Raw genomic sequence first — 18493 nt, 5'->3', positions numbered from 1 at the left:
AAAGCAAATTGCTAAAAGACCGGCGCCCCTAACGCGTACTTTCCCGATGGTCTCATTTTTCAGAGGGAAACTCTGTTTAGGCAGTTTCAAAACCGCCAAGCTGGGAATATTATTTTTCGAGCAGCGCAAGGCCGTGGCTTTGCACATTACCGTTTACGGCGGCATAGATCCAATCTGCAACGCTGACGTCGTCCTCTTCAATCTCAGCCAGCACCTCTCTACCATATTTTTCTATCATTCGTGCGATGAATGCAGCACACTTCTCCATATTCCGACGACTCACTGCATCCAGCTTGGCACGCCGCTCTTCATTTCTCTGTCTGATTTCTTCCTCTGTCATTTCCGGTAAACCTCCCATGTTTTTTGGGAAGGTTTGAATAACCAATCTTGTCCGAAGTCAGCTTGTATATCTGCACCAGAACATCGATAAAGCTCTCAAAGTCAAGTTGCTGTTCTTGAGTCATATTAAGCCCTTCATCATTCCCATCAATACTTAATACACTTTACTGTTTTATAGTTAAAATCTCTTCTAACGGAAGACGCGTTGATGCAAGCCCGTTCAGATTGTCTTCCGACGCATAACCCAAAGCAATTCCCATAATGATCTCTTCATCATCCGATACAGAAAGAAGCGGACGAAGTTCCGCAGGGAACTTGACGATCTCATAAGCCGGGATCGAATCCACACCATGATCCTTTGCCGCCAGCATCAAAGACATACCAAAGGCTCCAAGATCGTAAATCGGCCATCCCGTATGGTCTTTCTCAAGGGTCAGATAAACCAACGCCGGAGCATCAAACAGCTTTTCGTTCATATTCAGAAAATGTACAATGTCCGGATCTCCAGTATAATCTGCAATGTAGCTCATAAAATCTGCCATGTTCTTCTGGCTGCGTTCTGAAAAATTGGTTCGATGGCCTGTCGGCATATCCGGCGATCCCTTAATCTTATCCGCATACTTCGCAATCCAGATCTTCTTAATTTTTCTCATGGTTCCGTATGATATTATGATGGTTATTTCTTGTCCTGCTCTATCTGGGCATCCTTGATTCTGTAGTAGTCTTCCATCTTCAGATTCAAGTGCACATTAATTAATGACACCTCCTCCATATCTGCCTGCTGCCAAATTCGTCTTTCTTGAAATCTGAATTCAGGCAGGTGATCTCTATCGGTATGATCTTCAAAAGCCACATAGGCTCTTTAAGTTTCTTCAATGCTTGCAGCGGTATCTTTCTGAACTCCGCGACATTCTTATATTCATCGGAGAACGGCTCGACTAACTCCACTGTTCCTTCGATCTGCAGTGACCTAAGTTCGCCAAAGGAAGCACTCGTCTCGAAGACCGTTGCCGCAATATGCTTATTCTCCTTCAAGGCTTTGAACTTGAGCCCGCCTTCGGTGAAGATCCAAAGTGCTCCCGCATACCAACTGTACTCAAGCGGCGTGCAGCGAATAAAATCCTTCGTGGCCGTTGCCAGGGCAAGAACCTTATGGGATGATAAGAACTCGTCTATCCAGCTATACAGAGCATCATCATCTAGCTTCTTTTCGATTTCATCTTTTCGAGTCCAGAAGGACTCAGCTTGTGCGTACTGTTCGTCAGTCATTTATTCTTCCTCTTTCCCTGATCGTTGTTCTGAGAAATATATTGATTGCCGCGGTCATGTTCAGACCCAGCTCGGAAAAAATCCTGTCGGCCTGGTCTTTTATTTACGCGAACAGTGAGCCGCAGCCGAATGCGAAGTATTCGTGTGCGGCGAGCGTCGCGATAGCGAGATAAAACTCGCGCAGCGTGTTTTATCGCGTTTCTTTCTCGGTTCTGATATTCAAATCCGCAGTCGGCATAATATTCATCTCCATTCTGTCTATATAATATGCGTTTACTCGTCGACTATCAATACATTGTCATTATATATTGTGCGATCTCCTATAATACCACCTTTACAAGTTGTGATTGAATGCTACATTCTATAAGTTCCATTTCACAAGAAGCCATGACTGAAACTCGACAACCATCTCAAACCCGGGCTCCCGATTGATATCGGGGCATAATCCCGCATACGCAAAAATGTCCCTAAACCATGATGGCTTAGAGACATTTTTACGTGCGCCTGGCGGCACACGTATAAAAAGACCTCTCACTCTATTTGCCGTTGAGTGAGAGGTCTGATAACCCTTGTATTCAATTTATTTGAAAATTATTTTTTCAAATAAAGACAAGAACAGTACTTTCCAACCTCCAAAAGAGGAGAGACACATTTTTCATTCCTTTTTAGCTGTATCACAACGCATCTGCCCAATGCGGATTTTTCAGTAATTCGCGTCCAACTCCAATCAGATCAGCAGCTCCAGATTTCAGGAGCTTTTCTGCATCATCTTTTGTCTTGACGCCTCCTGTCAGCATGACGGGGATGGTTACGGCTTTCTTGATAGCAGAAGACATATCCTGAAAATATCCCGGCTCAGTATGCCCTTTTCTTGAATAACGACACATCCCGCCAGAAACATTGATCATATCCACGCCTGCTTTTTCCAGCACCTTTGCTGCATATACACTGTCTTCGATTGTACTTCCTCCGTCCATATAATCGCAGCCGCCCAAACGGACGGAGATGGGGTAGTTATTACCAACGGCATCTCTGACAGCCTCAATTACTTCTCTGTGCAACCTTAATCTGTTGTCCAAAGTGCCACCATACTCATCATTTCTGTGATTTGTCAACGGCGAATAAAACTGATTCAGCAGGTAAGCGTGCGCGGAATGAATCTCAATACCGTCATACCCGGATTCTTTTGCCCGCACCGCCGCTTTTGCGAAGCATTCCACAATTTCGGCAATCTGCCTCTTTGTCAACTCGTCCGGAGCAGTTCCGTCGCCCATCATCGGAGTTGACGGAAGGACTATTCTGCTTGCCGAAACAGCTTTCAGACCAGTCACGGAACTAGGTGCGGCGGAACCGGCATGATTAAGTTGAACCATAGCTTTTGTCCCGCTTTGATGAATGACATCGGTCAGCTTTCGCAAGCCGTCTATATCATCATCACTTGAAATGGAGAGTTGCTTTGCTTTTGCCTTTCCCTGCTTCATAATATAGCTGTGTTCGGTGATGATCATTCCGAGATTCCCGCTCTTTGCCCTTTCCCCGTAATAATCCAACATCGTATCCGTAACTTTCCCATCCTCCGTACTTTGATAAGTGGCAATCGGGGGCATAATGATTCGGCTGTTCAGTTCCATCGTGCCAACCTGTATTGACTGTTTTATCATGATAAAGTACCATCCTTTCTTTTATCTGTATCTTTGCTTTTCGAGCCCTACCGTTGTTTGAGCCGAGTGCCCCGAACAAAGAACCGTCTCGTTTGGCAGGGAAAAAATTTTGTTGATGATACTGTTTTGTAAATCTATCAGATTCCCGCCCGGATATTGATAGTTCCCAATGCTTCCCTTGAAAATCGTGTCTCCCACAAATGCAACGTGATCATTGGAGGAGTAGTAGGTGACGGAATCCGTCGTGTGTCCCGGCGTATAGATTACGTGCAGGAAAAAAGACGGGTTTGCTTCCAGCGTGATATTGTCCCCATCATCTATAAATGTTGCATCTCGTATCGTAATCGGAGGTCCGCAGAGAGCCGACAGATTTTTTCTGGCATCCAGCAGATAATCGTTCGCTGTTCGATAGGCGAGTACGGGAAGATTTAATACACGGCGGAGTTCGTTTGCCGCTCCGGTATGATCAAAATGCCCATGTGTAAGCAGTATTTTTTCGATTTCCCAGCCGTTTTCTTTGATAAGCTCAAGCAGTCCTGCAGCTTGTGCGCCGGGATCAATTAAAAAGCCATGCTGTGTTTTATCGTCAATGTAAAAGAAGCAGTTTTCTTCAAAATATCCTTTTACCGGAACCTCTATAATCATAGCTCAACCAATCCTGCAGCCATCCGGACCGCAGGTCATTCCTTGTTCCATGCCAGCCTCCGTCTCCTGCTCCAATGCTTTTTGAAGCGTGGCCTTCATGCCCTCTACACTCTGTGCGCCGGAAATTCCATACTTTCCTACTACAAAAAACGGAACCGCGTGGATGCCGTTTTCGAACGCTTCCTTCTCGTCTAAAATCACTTCATCCCGGTACTTGTCTGAATCCAGGACTTCTCTGACCTCTGCTGCGTCCAGTCCGCACGCTTCACCGATACTCTGGAGAAGCGCTTTGTCCGCAAGTTCTTTGTTATCGGTAAAATATGCTTTGAACAGTGCAGAGATAATACGCTCTGTCAGTGCCGGATTTCCTTTGCTCTGGGCCAGTTTCGTCAGGCGATGTGCATCCATTGTATTTGTAAAAAGCGTAGAGGCGTACTGGAAATCAAGTCCCTCAGCAATTCCCATCTGAGAGATGGTTTCAATCTGCCTCCCGGCAGCTTCAAACGAGATTCCGTATTTATCAGCAAAACGTGTCTGCGTGTCGCTGACTGCGTGTTCCCCTGCGGAAGGGTCTAACTGGAAGGCTTTCATTTCAAGCTGCACATTTCTCATTTCAGGGATAGATTCAATCGCTTTCTTTAGACGCGCCTCACCGATATAGCAGTAGGGACAAGCGTAGTCTGACCAATACGTAATTTTCATCGTTGCAAACTCCTTCAAAATAATCGAACGTGTTATATTTGCTTCTGCTTGCAATTGTACTGAACATGTTCTATTATGTCAATAGTCAAAATGAACTTGTTCTAAAAGGAGAATGACATGGCAAAAAAATGTGGGCGGCCTGCGAAAAGTGCAGATCAAGTAGACAGCAAACAGAGAATCATAGATACAACCATTGACCTGATCCGAAAAAATGGAGCGGATGATATCACCGTGAGAAATGTGTGCGCCGCAGCAGATCTTTCCATCGGAACATTTTACCATTATTTCAGAGACAAAGATGACCTGCTTATGTACTTTGTCCGTGAGACTTCCTTTGAAAGCTGTTCTCTGAAAACACCCCTCAACAAGATCGATGAGCGCATTTCAGAACTGTATATGCTTCTCATAAACCGATACATGAGTTTCGGCCTTGACTTTATGAAGAGCTTCTATACTGCCGGAAACCGTTCACTTTCAGCCTATATGTCGGAAGTTGAAGGACAATTTGAGCCGGATACCGTGATGGCCCGCAGCGAACGGGAAATAACGGCGGCGCAGGCTCAGGGAATTATCAAAAAAAGTGCAAATATCCATGAAATATGTATGGACATCTGCACAATCGTTAAAGGCTGTATTTTGGAATGGTGCCTGATGGAAGGAAATATGAATATAAATAGTGCTCTGCAACGGATTATAAATCTGTATTTCCAGAGTTACCTGAATTAGAGATTTTAGGAAATGTAGTAGTCAATTGCGCTCCCTGCCGATCTGAGCATCTTCAGTCCGCCAAAGGAAGTGCTGTGTCGCATGATCCTTCCACAGCATCCGCAAATCACCCTGCCTACAAATGGCCACCTCCCTCCGGACATGAAAAGAGAGCCGCTGTTACACGACTCTCGGATATTTATAGTGCTTGTATTTACTTATCTGCCAGCGGCAATTTCCTCTTTGTAAATTTTATGCGCATATATCAATGTTGCAATCGTAATTATTATTCCAACCACAAGTGTAGCCATCACTGCAGCAAATGAGCTTCTCATAATAATAGCCGCTACTATTGCAAACACTCCTTCAAACATCAATGTTACGGCTCCAAAGAAATTCGTTTTTCTCCACGTGTTGTCATTATACATACTCCAGCTCACTCTCACTCCAACCGTACCATTAATGCGTGTTTTTGTCATGAAATTGCCTAGTATAAGAAATCCCAAGCCCATTAAAATGCATGCCACTCTTCCAATATCAACATATTGCTTTTCAGCACCTGACACAGCCTCAGTATATGAACCATATAAAATAAAGCCCTGCATCACTGTAAACATTACAGACATACACAAACCAACAATACTAAGCACTTTTGCGTTTGATTTTGCACCAGCAATTTCTTTTTCATCCTGGGACTTGTCAGCTTTATTCTCATAATATCTCGTAAACAAGGTCCAGAATAATGACATTGCCAGAATAATGACCGGGAATAACAAGTTCTCATACTTCGAGCCCCAGCGATCTATATTTCCAGCCATGTCATAATGCATCGGAACATTATCCGGCATAAACTGTAAAACGATTGCCGTACCAGCTAAAGAAACAAACGAAATAATCCACATGATCTTTTTCATCACTTGCCACCTCCGAATTGTCCTATCCACAGGATCAACTCATCAAAAACGGATGTATTGATCTCGTAGTAGATAAAGTTCTTCTGCTTATATTCCATGATCAGGTCAGCACCTTTAAGCAGTTTCAGGTGATAAGACAATGCCGCTGGCGTTATTCCAAGCTGTTCTGCGATTTCTCCGGCATTCATCCGACCATTTTTCAGCATTACGAGTATGTCTCTGCGTTGCTTGTCAGCTAACACTTTGAAAATATTAGTATCGCTCATAACTCACGCTCACTCAAAATCTATTTCAAAATATTTTTAAATTACATGGTCAGTATAAATCCGAAACCATATTTCTGTCAACAACTATTTCAAAATATTTTTAAAAAGAAAAGAGCCATATTTGCTATGACTCTCTTCCAAACTTCTCAATTCCTCAATTATTCTTCCCAGAACAACTCATCCAATGTTTTGTCCAAAGCTTGTATGCTCTGATTTTATAAACCGGATTTAATTATTATGGATCATGATGCTTTATTAAGCATATCATGGATATATGTCCGAAGACCATCCTCCGTGTCTATGCCGTATTTCTGGTTTATAAGGATATAATCCGTTCTTTCGGCAGAAGCTCACTGGAAGGAATGCTGTCTCCATATCCTTTTCTCGCTTCCATATCCCATCACTTCCTGATAAACTGGTCTTCTGTGTCCGGAGCCTCGGCGTCGATATAGCGTTCTGCTCTCATATGCAGGTCATATTTCTCCCGAAGTGCCGATATCTTTCCCATCATCGGTGAAGCATGATGCAAATCGATCGCTGCCTGATCCTCCCAACTGTCGATCAGTAAAAACTGTTTCCGGATCATTCATTGGCAGGAAGTACTCATATCGAAGATTTCCGGCCTCTGCGCGGATCGCTGCAGCAGTCCCGGAGGATTCCATCTCCTCCGCAAATTTACGTGCACTTCTGCCTTTTCCTGTATAGTACAGATTAACTGTGATAGCCATGATCAGTCCCCTTCCTCATCTGTTCTCCGTATTCCGATCCTCTCAAGCAGTTCTCGGTTGCGCTCCAGCATGTTCCAGATACCGTCCTCCGAGAGTACACCTCTCTTCAGCTTGTCCGGGAACTGCCCCGCTTCATCCGCCGCGAAGTCCGCTTTCCACTGCGGGCTCGTATAATAAGCTTCCAGCTTCTGTATCTCCGCCTGGAATGCTTCATATTCCTCGATCTTCTTTTCCAGGGCATCCATCTTCTGAATGGCATTATCCAAGATGTTTTCCATCCGGTAGACGTGCTGAGGCACGTTTTCGCCGACAAGGCGGTTCCGAAAGTGGCTCTTTTTCGCGTGATAACGGTTTACAATCTCATAATCCGGTATCCAGATCTGTGCCTCTTCGATCTGATCAAACACGAGCTGCAGAGCATCCTCCTCTGAAAGTCCTTCTTTTACCTGCTTCTTGTAGGCCTGAAACATCCACTCCGCAATTTTTTCTCTCTGCTTCTGCTTAAGCTGGCCGAAACTCTTATTCATTTGAAGCAGACGTCCGTCCACCATCTTATGCTTACTCATAACGCCATAATCTCCAGCGGCTTACCACTTCCCGGTACAAATCATCGGCCCAGAAGTCATAGAGATTCCTGTATCCCGCGACTCTTGCCTTAGCCTGCATTTCAAGCCGATACGGGACCACGCCGTCCATTGGTTTTACTACTCCGTAAAAACCCGAAAGTATTCGCAGATGCTCCTGTACATAATCAAACTGACCGTCCTCAAAGACGGCCGGAGCCATGTAGGTATACTGGATTCCATCATAGGCGATCAAGGCCGGCGTCAGGTTTCTGTGCAGATCTATATCGACCCGCATCTGTTTTGCTGGGGAGATAATTATCCTCATGCCAGTTCTTCTAGCATCTGTGCCGGGTTATCTGCCGCCTTTACTTTGTCGAAGGCCTTCATGACAATACCGTTCTCATCAATCAGATTTCAACATTATAACACTTCGATTAAAATGATTCCACTCTGCCACTCAACACAAAAACACCCCGCCGGAGCGGAGTGTCTGTCGCCTGATTTATGTTCAGTTATACCTCTATCTCGGTACCGTCCCGAAAGATGAAAATCATCTCCTTCCGGCGGCCTACTGTGACGAAATCCACCATGCGGTTTTTAAACTCCGTCTTGCTGATCGTGATTGGTTCAAATATTTTCGTCAGTTTCATAATGCCTTCCTTCAAATAGCTTATAAACAACCTGTACCGTCGATATTACAGGCAACGGGCGTATTGTCTTCATCATTGAGGAGCCCGCCCTTTTCCTTAATGATATTCAGATTTTTCTCTAAATCATTGAGGGTAATTGCACTTCCTTTTAAGTCATAATATTTCCCATTTATTTCAAGAAACAGCGTCGGGAAGGATGTGACTCCTATTTTTCTTGCCTCATAAAAGTCCGGATGGTACTTGCCCTCTTCAGAAATACGGATGAACTCCTCTGCGATCTTGTCTGCAGGAAGGTCATAGGATTTGGCGATTGATCGGATCGTCTCCACGTCAGAAAGTGATTTGCCATCCAAATAGAATGCTTCATGCATCTTTGACGCAAGATTAACATGTTCTCTTTTAGGTAAGAAGCTCCTGAGAACTCCAAATCCTATTGCGGCATCATTCGAGTCAGGAACCATACTTCCCGTCTCTAACAGGTTCAGATATGGCTTGCCGAATTCCACTCCAAAAGTATCCGCAATTCTTTTATTCGTATCACTCATATACGGAAATGCCGAAAGCGGATGACCATCCATAAATAATCCACCTGATAACGCCGTTACTTCCAATTCCGGATGTGCTTCAATAAACGGTTTAAGAATTGTTTCAAACCCATAGCACCATCCACAATAGCTGTCAAAAATATAATACACTTTCATCTAAATACCGCCTTTCTGATTTTTATCCTGGTCACAGACTTCTCATACTGTCTCTTCGCATCCGCAATCGCTCTTCTCCCTGTTCGTCTGCACCCTGTTTGAGCATCGCCAGTATCTTCTCTTTGTCCTCCGGAAGATGTCCATATACCGGCATCATGTTGGAGACATTCGTCGCATCCAGCAGAGTGTGGATATCAAGCGTCTTCACAAAGGTATACAGTTCCTGTATCTTCTCTGTCTCTGTAGCCTCTACGAACTCACCTCTTCTTACTTCCTCCATAAGCGGTGTGTCAGGGAAGATCGAGAGCCCGGAAGCCAGTACTCTGACGGGCGACAGGTGGTTTAACACTTCTGCTGTTTTGACGGCATGCCCCATACCATACTCATGACCTCCCAGCCCGTATAAGAAGATGACAGAATAATGCATTCCCGCCTCATCCATCTTGGAGAGCTGCTCCACGATATCACTGGCATGATAGCCCTTGTTCATCTTATCGAGGACAGCATCATCGCCCGACTCGATCCCGAATACGATCATGTCGTATCCCATCTCTTTCAACGACTTCAGCTCACCTACAGACTTGTTCCTTACACTATCCACCCGGCCATATCCGCCGACGGAAACACCCCAGGGCAGGTATTCTTTTATCAGGTCCATGATTCTTTTAAGCCTGTCGTAGCTCAGCAGGAACGGATCTGCCCCCTGCAGAAAAATCCGCTTTACCTTCCATCCGGAATCCCGGATCTCCTGAAGATCCTCCCGTATCTCACTCTCCGGAGATACGGAAAAAGGTGCTTCCTTGTAAAAGGTGCAAAAGCGGCACTTATTATGCGAACAACCCGACGTTACTTGTAAAAAACAGGAACCAGCCTCATAAGGCGGTCTGACGATTCCACATGAAAAATGCATACGAATTCCTCCTCATTTCTATATATCCTTACATCTCGCTTTATCGATATGTAATGGTTTAAATTAAACGGGATCTTCATCCCGTCTAATCTATGCACAACTTAAATTTCGTGACCGAAGTAGTCTGCCAGCGCAGCGAGGGTCTCTTCATTCCGTCTGTAATATGTCCACTTTCCGTGCCTTTCGGAAAGAAGCAAGCCTGCTTTTTGCAGCATATCCAGGTAATGAGATACGGTTGACTGTGATATCCCGGCTTTGTCGCGGATGCTTCCAACACACACACCGCCTTTCAGATCCACCACATCATCAAAATGTCCTCCCTGCGGCGGAAAGTTTTTCTCCGGTTCCTTCAACCACTCAATAATACTTAGCCGTGTTTCATTTGATAGTGCTTTAAAAATTTCAATCTTATCCATACGTTTATTATATCTAGCTTTCGCGATATGTCAATACTTGTAAGCAAAAAAACGGCTGATAGAGAAATATATCCTTTATACAGCTATTTCATATTTCTCTTTCAAATTATTCAACATACTGTACTTGATCATTCCCTCCAACTGCATTCTCCCGACTACTATCCCCGGAGCAATTCCCTGAGCTTTTGCAAATACCTTTTTCCATTTTGCTTATCCTTTCTTTTGTTTTTCATGTCTGATCAACAAATCCGACTTTATACAATCCAATGTTCTGCATTCTCTGCTCCGGCAAACCTTTCAAATGCATCTTCTGCATCACAGAGCAGTGTGTCGAGATCAATGTTGTTTTCAAAACAGTAGATTACAACAAGAATGTCCGTTGCAGAGTCAGTGACCATCGCCCTCGTAGAATCAGACATGGAGGATCCGAAAATTCCTTCATCATCCGCCAGCACAAGCATGTTCTCCATATCCAGAAAATCCTTGCCGATCCCAGTATAACCTTCGCCATGTTCCGCTTTGCGCAGCTTGATCGCACCATGAATCTGGCCGAGATCATATGACCCGACGGACAGGCCGCTTTTCACAGAGACCAGGTTATTCACATCGACGACAGAATTGATGTGGTACAGTTCATCCCCACGGCGAACTCTGCGAATCAAAGCTTCAGATGAAACTCTATAGCGGCCCGGGTTTCTGCCAAAAGCCTTATAAGCCGAACGGCTGCCCTTTATGCCCGGAATCTCGCTCCACTCTTTTCCTTCCACGCAACTTCTCACCTGCGGCAGGACTTCCGCATTCATATAATTCCAGAAAAGATCATCCGGCGCTTTCACATTTGCATGGAATCGTAAGATCCCAAGTCTGATCTCCGGATAGACGCTGAACAATTCCTTATCGATAGTCACATCATAATATTTCATACTGTCGCTTCCGAAATTGAAATTATTTTAAAGTTTCGCACCTGTGTTCGGAGTTTACTCTGAATTGCTCTGCTTGTCAATGTGAGAAGGCCCTTCGGCCTGTTTCAGGTCAAGCCGGAACTTAAACAGGCTTTCAATCAGCTTTGTTCTGATGTAGTCCTCCATATCAGAGTTATAATAGCCGTTCATCTTAGAGAAGTAGCGGATATATCCGGCATAGCGGTCAAGGACAGCCTGTATCGCTATTGGGTCGCCCTCTATGGCATCTGATAGAGCTTTCCTTGTATTGCTGAAGAATACACTTGGATCCATCCGGCACCGCGAGTTTATCAACGGACAGAAGATCTTTGCCACAATGTCAAGTGATGAATTCAATAAAAGTCAAAATCAAAGAGCAACATAACGTAATTCTATATTTTCTATCTTTCCTTACGCGACGATTGACTTGAGTTTCCGTAAACTGCAATAAAGAATAGATATGAAAGTTGTGTATATTCAACACAACAGATTTAGAGTTTCGTGAATAAGGCAGCGAAAACTCAAGAAGATTGACGCTTGACAGTTTCCTGAAAGTTCGCTACAATAATGAACGCAAAATTTAGTGGACTTTTCCGGATTCGATCATCTTTTTGCCACACAACTGTCTTGTGATAGTTGTGTGGCTTTTTTGTTGCCTGTATCTCGGAAGTATTAGCAGAATGGAGGACTATATCTTTATGGAAAAAAATTTTTTGTCTCTTATCAAGACGCGCCGTAGTGTACGGGCTTATAAATCGGAACCCGTCCCTTCCAAGGCTTTGGACGCTGTACTGGAAGCAGGGACTTACGCTCCTACCGGCGGAGGACATCAATCTCCAACCATCATTGCAATTACAGACCCCAAATATAGGCGGGAGATTGCATTGGGTTATCCGGCCCAGGAAGCCGGTCAGCACGCAGCACGCAAACAAAACTATATTGTTCGGATTTAATGTTCCGCTGTCTGGCGCAATTTTTTTGCACCGGACAATTTGTGGAGAGGAGGGAAAGTATGCAGACTAATAATAAAATGGCGGTTGCTCCTGTTGGAAGGCTCATTTGGCAAATGTCGATACCGCCGCTAATCTCCATGTTCCTGCAATATTCCTATAATCTGATAGACAGTGCGTTTATAGCGCGGTTGAGTGAGAATGCACTAACGGCTGTTTCTCTGTCATTCCCGATTACAACACTGATGAATGCGGCGTCTATCTGGATCGGTGTCGGCGTGAATGTACTGATTGCAGGGTATCTTGGGGAGAAAAAGCAGGATGAGGCAAATACCACCGTCACACATGGATTGTTACTGGCCTTTGGAATTGGTGCTTTGCTCAATCTTCTGTCATTACTGATTATGAAACCCTACTTTGGGGCATTCACCAATAACGAAGAAATTTATCAGTTGAGTCTTGACTATATGAGCGTATGTTCGTTCATGCAAATTCCAAACATGGTGCATATCGCAATCCAGAAGATGATACAGGCTACTGGGAACATGGTTGCGCCTATGTGGTTCCAGATTGCAGGAGTGGTCGTTAATTTTGTATTTGACCCACTCCTAATTTTTGGTATTGGTGTTTTTCCAGCTATGGGAATCCGTGGCGCTGCGGTGGCTACTGTTGCGGGCTATTTGTTATCCATGATTTTGGCATTTGCCTTGCTGCTGGGCAAAAAGCAGAAAGTGCAGATAAAGATCAAAGGATTTCATTTGCAAAAGTGGCTGATTGGCCGTATTTTCACCCTTGGACTGCCGTCTTTTATTATGAATGCCCTTAGTTCTTTTATGGTGACTTTTGTAAACTTTTTTCTGGTCGCCTATTCCGATACGGCAATCGCTTTCTTCGGTGCGTATTTTAAGGTACAGCAGTTGATTGTCATGACAGTCAACGGGCTGATCCAGGGCTGTCTTCCTATTATGCGGTTTAACTACGGTGCGGGAAACAGAGATAGGCTGCACTCTGCTTTCCGCTACGGAACCGCTTTGGTCTCCGGTATGATGATACTGGGAACATTGACCGTCATTCTCTTTCCGGCGCAGCTTTTGGAATTATTTACGGCGTCGGAAGCCATGCGCTCCTTTGGAATATCCGCTATGCGGATAATGGCGGCAAGCTATCTGTTTTGCGGCCTTTCCACCATGATTTCCACCTATTTTCAGGCCACAGAAAAAGTAGGCTTCAGCATGACAATCCAATTATGCAGGCAGATGCTTTTCCTTGTTCCCGCCTTATGGTGTCTGGACAGATTGTTCCATCTGAACGGGATCTGGCTTGCATTTCCGGTTGCTGAAACCGCCACTTTTCTCGTTGCGCTTGTGATGATGGCATGGCATCGCCGCAAAATATCTCATAAGGTATTCCAAGGAGGAAAATGATGAATGACACTTTCATGAAAGAAAAACCGGTATTACCGCTGATTTTATCCATGACCCTGCCTATGGTTTTATCCATGCTGGTTAATTCTCTATACAACATTATCGACAGCTTTTTCGTCGCACAGATTAGCGAGGAAGCTATGACGGCGTTATCACTGGTTTACCCGGTTCAAAATTTTATCAATGCTGTTGGAATTGGATATGGCGTTGGAATCAACGCCGTAATCGCCTTTTATTTGGGCGCTGGGGATCATGAAAAAGCTGATCAGGCCGCCACGCAGGGACTTGTGCTTGCCGTGATTCATGGCGTTGTTATGACAGTCTGCTGTATTACGATCATGCCGGTTTTCCTGCGGATGTTCACTTCATCTGAAGCGGTCATTGAACTTGGCGTCCGCTATTCTGTCGTTGCGTTCGCCTTTACACTCATTGTTACCGTCAGCATGGTGTTTGAGAAATTGTTCCAGGCAGTAGGAAACATGAAAACGACCATGATAAGCCTGATGTGCGGTTGCATCACAAACATTGTCTTAGATCCCGTTCTGATTTTTGGCTATGGCCTATTCCCGGAAATGGGAATCGAAGGCGCTGCACTGGCAACCGGCATCGGGCAGACTCTGACGCTTGCGATTTACCTTGTAGTCTATCTTATGCGGCCAATTCGCGTGCATATTCGCAGGCAGTACATTCTGCCCAGCAAAAAGATGGTAATAAAGCTATACTCCATCGGCATTCCCGCAACCCTGAATCTTGCGCTTCCGTCTCTTTTGATTTCGGCGCTCAATGCGATTTTGGCGGCATATTCCGAAGTGTATATTCTGGTTTTAGGAATCTATTACAAATTACAGACCTTTATCTATCTGCCAGCGAATGGCATTGTGCAGGGGATGCGCCCCCTGATTGGCTATAACTACGGCGCGGGGGAGCACAAACGGGTCAGCCAGATTTATCAGATCGTTTTGTGCATGAGTGGCATCATTATGGTGTTTGGGACAGTAATATGTCTGCTGATCCCCGGACAGTTGATGGGGCTGTTTACCCACACAAAAGCGACGATTCAGGCCGGGGAAACCGCCTTACGCATCATCGGGGCCGGGTTTATCGTCTCTGCGGTTTCTGTTACATCTTCCGGCGCATTGGAGGGACTTGGGAAAGGAACTCCCTCCTTACTGATTTCCCTTTGCCGGTATGTAGTGGTCATCATCCCGGCTGCGTTTTTACTCAGCAGGTTTTTCGGAGCGGTTGGCGTCTGGAATGCGTTTTGGATCACGGAAGCGATTACTGCGATCATTTCCCTTGTCATTTACCGCAAGGCAATCACAGGCCCGTGACGGCGACCCGAAAGCGATGTACAACGTCCTTACTCCACCGCGACGGATAAATTCCTGCTTCAAAGTATCAGGAGCTGCTGATGTTCTGAAACAAACCGATAAGTTCCTGCTGTTACGCCGTCGGCAATGCGCTTTCGCAGATCCGAACGCGCGGTCGGGGAGGCGATGCCGCCGAAAAGATCGTGCTGTTTCCACCTCCCTCAATTCGCCGTTTGACACCATGATGGCTTAGAGACATTTTTACTATTCATTCTTTAGTTCATTTTGAATATCCGTCATCACATCGGCAAGGGTAATCTTTCTCATTTCATCTTCCATGCACCACTGGACTCTTTTCAATTTTGAATCCATCGCCTTATGAATATTTCTGCCTATCGGACATTCTGGATTCGGATTCTCATGAAAGTGAAACAGTCCTTCATCTTTTACGCTGTCTACAGCCTTGTAAACATCATAGAAGGTGATCTGATCAGGAGTTTTTGTTAAAGATATCCCGCTTTTGCCCTGACTGATGCTTATAAGGCCCCCTTCTTTGAGGTTACCCATGACATTTCTGACGATGACGGGATTTACACCTATGCTGCTCGCCAGAATATTGCTGGTCACTTTTTCATCTTCACCCAGATAATCTATAACCGCAAGAAGATGGACTCCTATTGTGAACTTACTTGAGATTTGCATAGCATCGCCTCCATCTTGTAATATATGAAATTACAGGAGAAAAGTCAATGCAGGTAACAAGAATCGTTATTCACTTACAACGCTGATTCTTTCTTTTATGTGCGTGCCGGATTCGATCTCATCGACCATGGCAATCGCATAATCGGCATAGGAAATCACGCTTTCGCCCTTGCTGTTGAGAACCAGTTCCTCGCCGCCCAGAATGTACTTTCCGGTTCTTTCGCCATCAGCCTGAAAATCTCCGGCAGGGCTGACATATGTCCAATTCACATCGTCAAACTTACGAAGCTCCTCAAGTGCTTTTCCATGACCATTTACAACGGGCATAGCTGCTTCTGGGAATGGTGTCACATCAACAACTGTCTTGGTATGCTCAGGATTAACATAAAGGCTTCCTGCTCCACCTACGACCAGCAGGCGTGCATCGCTGCCGGAGAGCACTTTAGCCATATGAACGGTAGCCTCCGGGATGAGGTGAATGGCGTCGGGCGTCCAGTTGCCAAAAGCATCCACAACAACTTCAAACCCTTTTAGATCTTCGCTGGTAAGATCAAAGAGATCCTTTGTAATGGTCTTGGGCGCAACAGTCTTATTTTCTCCCCTTACGATAGCTGTAACATCCATACCACGACGCACAGCTTCTTCGACAATCAGCTTACCGGCTTTTCCGTTTGCTGCTACAACCGCAATCTTCATAATAGAATCCTCCTTAAATTTGATTCGTTCTAACATGTAATATCTACAATTACATGTTTATCATAGCAGCGCCGGTCAAACCTGTCAATACATATGTTACATGTTTTTGCAGATTATTTACGCCGAATAAGAGAATCCGATTAATAGAGGGAGGACGGTACAGCATAATGTCTGTACCGTCCTCTGTTTGTATACTCCAGCGGTTATAGCATTTCCACAGCCACAACCCCCGATAATAGCAAAGTCACAGTCTCGCCTGACAAGAATTCATCAAAATAGCCTTCCCACAGCCACGCCAGACCAACTTTCACATTTTTTCTAAAAGAAAACGCGGCACCCGCCTCACCTCTCAGAAAGACGGATGCCGCAGAAATGGCTTAAACACAGGCTTTTCCAGCCCTCTTTCAATTTGTTCTTGTTAGCAGAACCACGGTCTTAACATGCCTGGAGGCGCCGGTATGAATGTCGGGGCTCCGTCTGAAATTGTCCGTTATTTTGATTCCAACTAAAATTATCGACCAGATTACAGGCTTATTCTATCACAAAGGGAAGGCTACCGCCTCCAGATACAAACCCTTTAGCACCTCAATAAATTCATTCACTCCGTCTCTCGCATCATTCTTATGTGTGCACAAAACACAGGAAAAACTTTCTCTACAGTCGAACGGTGTCCAAGCAAACTGCCCACTATGATCATTAAGGAATCCCGGTGCCAGGCATACACCTCTTCCAGCAGCCACATTCGTAAGCGTTGTATCGTGGTCCGCACTGTTAAAAAAATTGATCTTCCCCGAAGCTATCAGCCTGTGCTGCACTGCTTTCAATGCCGGCGGTGATCCTCCGCCCACCATCAGCGTCCGCCCATACAAATCCCCTTCTGTAAGAAGATTCTTCGAAGCCAGTTCATCCTCTTTTCGGGAGATCAAATAGATATGGCTATCAAACAGATCATGTACATCAATCCCCGGTATCTGCTTTGTCTGCTCCTTCAGGGCAAACAGGATATCTGTTTCATTCCTTAAAAAACCTTCCACACCATTCTCATATTCAAACTTTGGTGTGATCTGAATATCCGGATGTCTGTCTGAAAAGATCCTCATGGCTTCAGGAAGAAAGTACACGGCCTGTCTCACCATCATGCTGATCGTGATATTATCCTTATACTTTGCGCTGAAGTTCTGCCCCTGCTCGATAGCCCGTTTCATCTCTTCCCTCATATTGGCAAGGTATGTGACAAACTGAGAGCCCGCCGGAGTAAGCGCAGCGCCTTTCCCGCTTCTCTCAAATATCGCAAATCCAACTTCATCTTCCAGAAGCTTGATCTGATAAGTCAGTGTAGGCTGGCTTACAAACATATTCTCTGCGGCTCTGCTAAAATTCAATGTGTGTGCCAGCTCTATGCAATAATCAATCTGCTTTGTATTCATAGGTTTTTGCCTCGCTATTTAATTATTAAATCAATAATAATACTTTTCGATTGGATTTCTCAAGTGCCATGTGCAACAATATACACAGAAAGAACAAACGTACAAGACAACATAATGAAATGGAGGACATACAAATGGCAAAAACATTAATTGCATTCTTTTCAAGAGCAGATGAAAACTACTTCGGCGGTGCAATGAGATATGTGAAGGTCGGCAACACGGAAATCGTTGTAAACGAGATGAAGGAGCAGATTTCCGCGGATACCTTTAAGATCGAAATGAAAGCCCCCTACTCCCCAGTTTACTTGACATGCATCGAGGAAGCAAAAAAGGATCTCAGGACAAACGCAAGACCGGAACTTACAAACTACCTGGACAGCATTGACGAGTATGACACCGTGATCCTGGCTTATCCGAATTACTGGGGAACCATGCCGATGGCTGTCTACACCTTCCTTGATGTTTATCGTACAATAAATGTACCTGAAATCGGAAAAAATATTCCCTGGAATCGGATAGGGAATTTCCCTGAAATCAGAAGGACATATTGAAACACACAACCCATATCTCT

25 protein-coding genes and 2 pseudogenes are annotated in these 18493 nt (G+C 44.9%); 5 read left to right on the top strand and 22 right to left on the bottom strand.

What is annotated here, in order from left to right; all coding sequences use genetic code 11:
- Nucleotides 1–109: 109 nt before the first annotated feature.
- The 7 genes from ACTNDI_RS10920 to ACTNDI_RS10890 all read right to left on the bottom strand — a co-directional run bounded on the left by ACTNDI_RS10920 (nt 110) and on the right by ACTNDI_RS10890 (nt 4616).
- Nucleotides 110–340, bottom strand: a complete 231-nt coding sequence (locus ACTNDI_RS10920; protein ID WP_441101014.1) for a hypothetical protein — start codon at nt 338–340, stop codon at nt 110–112.
- Nucleotides 309–464 carry a hypothetical protein gene (locus ACTNDI_RS10915; protein WP_441101013.1) on the bottom strand — a complete coding sequence of 52 codons (156 nt, stop codon included), beginning with the start codon at nt 462–464 and terminating at the stop codon, nt 309–311. The genes ACTNDI_RS10920 and ACTNDI_RS10915 overlap by 32 nt, the downstream gene beginning before the upstream one ends.
- 39 nt (nt 465–503) lie before the next feature.
- Nucleotides 504–992 carry a nitroreductase family protein gene (locus tag ACTNDI_RS10910; protein ID WP_441101012.1) on the bottom strand — a complete coding sequence of 163 codons (489 nt, stop codon included), beginning with the start codon at nt 990–992 and terminating at the stop codon, nt 504–506.
- A gap of 100 nt (nt 993–1092) precedes the next feature.
- Nucleotides 1093–1608: a pyridoxamine 5'-phosphate oxidase family protein gene (locus ACTNDI_RS10905; protein ID WP_441101011.1), complete on the bottom strand. Its 516-nt coding sequence runs from the start codon at nt 1606–1608 to the stop codon at nt 1093–1095.
- A gap of 674 nt (nt 1609–2282) precedes the next feature.
- Nucleotides 2283–3269: an NADH:flavin oxidoreductase gene (locus tag ACTNDI_RS10900; protein ID WP_441101010.1), complete on the bottom strand. Its 987-nt coding sequence runs from the start codon at nt 3267–3269 to the stop codon at nt 2283–2285.
- Nucleotides 3270–3290: 21 nt separating this feature from the next.
- The gene (locus ACTNDI_RS10895) at nt 3291–3914 is read right to left on the bottom strand and encodes an MBL fold metallo-hydrolase (protein ID WP_441101009.1); all 624 of its coding nucleotides are present in this window, start codon (nt 3912–3914) and stop codon (nt 3291–3293) included.
- A 3-nt stretch (nt 3915–3917) separates the two neighbouring features.
- Entirely contained in the window at nt 3918–4616 is a 699-nt protein-coding gene (locus tag ACTNDI_RS10890) for a DsbA family oxidoreductase (RefSeq protein WP_441101008.1), read from the bottom strand.
- Between the two features lie 117 nt (nt 4617–4733).
- On the opposite strand from ACTNDI_RS10890, the gene ACTNDI_RS10885 reads away from it, so the two are divergent.
- Nucleotides 4734–5342: a TetR/AcrR family transcriptional regulator gene (locus tag ACTNDI_RS10885; RefSeq protein ID WP_441101007.1), complete on the top strand. Its 609-nt coding sequence runs from the start codon at nt 4734–4736 to the stop codon at nt 5340–5342.
- 197 nt (nt 5343–5539) lie between these two features.
- On the opposite strand, the gene ACTNDI_RS10880 is transcribed toward ACTNDI_RS10885, so the two are convergent.
- From ACTNDI_RS10880 to ACTNDI_RS10825, 12 genes and pseudogenes are all read right to left on the bottom strand, one after another.
- The gene (locus tag ACTNDI_RS10880) at nt 5540–6235 is read right to left on the bottom strand and encodes a DUF1648 domain-containing protein (protein ID WP_441101006.1); all 696 of its coding nucleotides are present in this window, start codon (nt 6233–6235) and stop codon (nt 5540–5542) included.
- Nucleotides 6235–6501, bottom strand: a complete 267-nt coding sequence (locus tag ACTNDI_RS10875) for an autorepressor SdpR family transcription factor (RefSeq protein WP_441101005.1) — start codon at nt 6499–6501, stop codon at nt 6235–6237. Before ACTNDI_RS10875 ends, ACTNDI_RS10880 begins: the two co-directional genes overlap by 1 nt.
- A 473-nt stretch (nt 6502–6974) precedes the next feature.
- Nucleotides 6975–7229, bottom strand: coding sequence for a hypothetical protein (locus ACTNDI_RS10870; protein WP_441101004.1), 255 nt, complete (start codon nt 7227–7229; stop codon nt 6975–6977).
- 2 nt (nt 7230–7231) lie between these two features.
- Nucleotides 7232–7795, bottom strand: a complete 564-nt coding sequence (locus tag ACTNDI_RS10865; RefSeq protein WP_441101003.1) for a DUF4298 domain-containing protein — start codon at nt 7793–7795, stop codon at nt 7232–7234.
- Between the two features lie 7 nt (nt 7796–7802).
- A pseudogene (locus tag ACTNDI_RS10860) lies at nt 7803–8120 on the bottom strand (YaaA family protein); the annotation flags it as partial.
- Nucleotides 8117–8206: pseudogene (locus ACTNDI_RS10855) on the bottom strand (peroxiredoxin); the annotation flags it as partial. The pseudogenes ACTNDI_RS10855 and ACTNDI_RS10860, both read right to left, overlap by 4 nt.
- A 101-nt stretch (nt 8207–8307) precedes the next feature.
- Nucleotides 8308–8445 carry a hypothetical protein gene (locus tag ACTNDI_RS10850; RefSeq protein WP_441101002.1) on the bottom strand — a complete coding sequence of 46 codons (138 nt, stop codon included), beginning with the start codon at nt 8443–8445 and terminating at the stop codon, nt 8308–8310.
- Nucleotides 8446–8465: 20 nt separating this feature from the next.
- On the bottom strand, nt 8466–9146 hold the full coding sequence (locus tag ACTNDI_RS10845) for a DsbA family protein (RefSeq protein WP_441101001.1): 681 nt from the start codon (nt 9144–9146) through the stop codon (nt 8466–8468).
- Between the two features lie 31 nt (nt 9147–9177).
- Nucleotides 9178–10056 carry a radical SAM protein gene (locus tag ACTNDI_RS10840; RefSeq protein WP_059075260.1) on the bottom strand — a complete coding sequence of 293 codons (879 nt, stop codon included), beginning with the start codon at nt 10054–10056 and terminating at the stop codon, nt 9178–9180.
- Between the two features lie 101 nt (nt 10057–10157).
- Nucleotides 10158–10472 carry an ArsR/SmtB family transcription factor gene (locus ACTNDI_RS10835; RefSeq protein WP_044919614.1) on the bottom strand — a complete coding sequence of 105 codons (315 nt, stop codon included), beginning with the start codon at nt 10470–10472 and terminating at the stop codon, nt 10158–10160.
- Nucleotides 10473–10726: 254 nt separating this feature from the next.
- Nucleotides 10727–11395: a B3/B4 domain-containing protein gene (locus ACTNDI_RS10830; protein WP_441101000.1), complete on the bottom strand. Its 669-nt coding sequence runs from the start codon at nt 11393–11395 to the stop codon at nt 10727–10729.
- A 54-nt stretch (nt 11396–11449) separates the two neighbouring features.
- Complete coding sequence (locus tag ACTNDI_RS10825) at nt 11450–11707, bottom strand: helix-turn-helix domain-containing protein (protein ID WP_441100999.1); 258 nt, start codon at nt 11705–11707, stop codon at nt 11450–11452.
- A 404-nt stretch (nt 11708–12111) separates the two neighbouring features.
- Between ACTNDI_RS10825 and ACTNDI_RS10820 the strand changes: the two genes are divergently transcribed.
- From ACTNDI_RS10820 to ACTNDI_RS10810, 3 genes are read left to right on the top strand one after another with little or no spacing between them, the layout of a single operon-like run.
- Nucleotides 12112–12366 carry a nitroreductase family protein gene (locus tag ACTNDI_RS10820; protein WP_441100998.1) on the top strand — a complete coding sequence of 85 codons (255 nt, stop codon included), beginning with the start codon at nt 12112–12114 and terminating at the stop codon, nt 12364–12366.
- Between the two features lie 59 nt (nt 12367–12425).
- The gene (locus tag ACTNDI_RS10815) at nt 12426–13787 is read left to right on the top strand and encodes an MATE family efflux transporter (protein WP_441100997.1); all 1362 of its coding nucleotides are present in this window, start codon (nt 12426–12428) and stop codon (nt 13785–13787) included.
- Complete coding sequence (locus tag ACTNDI_RS10810) at nt 13787–15118, top strand: MATE family efflux transporter (protein ID WP_441100996.1); 1332 nt, start codon at nt 13787–13789, stop codon at nt 15116–15118. The genes ACTNDI_RS10815 and ACTNDI_RS10810 overlap by 1 nt, the downstream gene beginning before the upstream one ends.
- A gap of 243 nt (nt 15119–15361) precedes the next feature.
- Here ACTNDI_RS10810 and ACTNDI_RS10805 read toward each other — a convergent pair whose 3' ends face one another.
- From ACTNDI_RS10805 to ACTNDI_RS10795, 3 genes are all read right to left on the bottom strand, one after another.
- A complete protein-coding gene (locus ACTNDI_RS10805) occupies nt 15362–15799 on the bottom strand; it encodes an Rrf2 family transcriptional regulator (protein ID WP_441100995.1) in 438 nt (145 codons plus the stop codon).
- A 66-nt stretch (nt 15800–15865) separates the two neighbouring features.
- Nucleotides 15866–16495, bottom strand: a complete 630-nt coding sequence (locus tag ACTNDI_RS10800) for an NAD(P)-dependent oxidoreductase (protein WP_441100994.1) — start codon at nt 16493–16495, stop codon at nt 15866–15868.
- Between the two features lie 539 nt (nt 16496–17034).
- Nucleotides 17035–17922, bottom strand: coding sequence for a LysR family transcriptional regulator (locus tag ACTNDI_RS10795; RefSeq protein ID WP_441100993.1), 888 nt, complete (start codon nt 17920–17922; stop codon nt 17035–17037).
- Nucleotides 17923–18056: 134 nt separating this feature from the next.
- On the opposite strand from ACTNDI_RS10795, the gene ACTNDI_RS10790 reads away from it, so the two are divergent.
- Nucleotides 18057–18473 carry a flavodoxin gene (locus tag ACTNDI_RS10790; RefSeq protein WP_441100992.1) on the top strand — a complete coding sequence of 139 codons (417 nt, stop codon included), beginning with the start codon at nt 18057–18059 and terminating at the stop codon, nt 18471–18473.
- The last annotated feature ends 20 nt before the right edge of the window (nt 18474–18493 follow it).

Origin of the sequence: Bilifractor sp. HCP3S3_D3 (assembly GCF_052063915.1) — a bacterium.
In the GTDB taxonomy this organism is placed as follows: domain Bacteria; phylum Bacillota; class Clostridia; order Lachnospirales; family Lachnospiraceae; genus Bilifractor.
The sequence above is the reverse complement of the archived record's forward strand: the minus strand, read 5'-3'. Positions and strand labels throughout refer to the sequence as shown.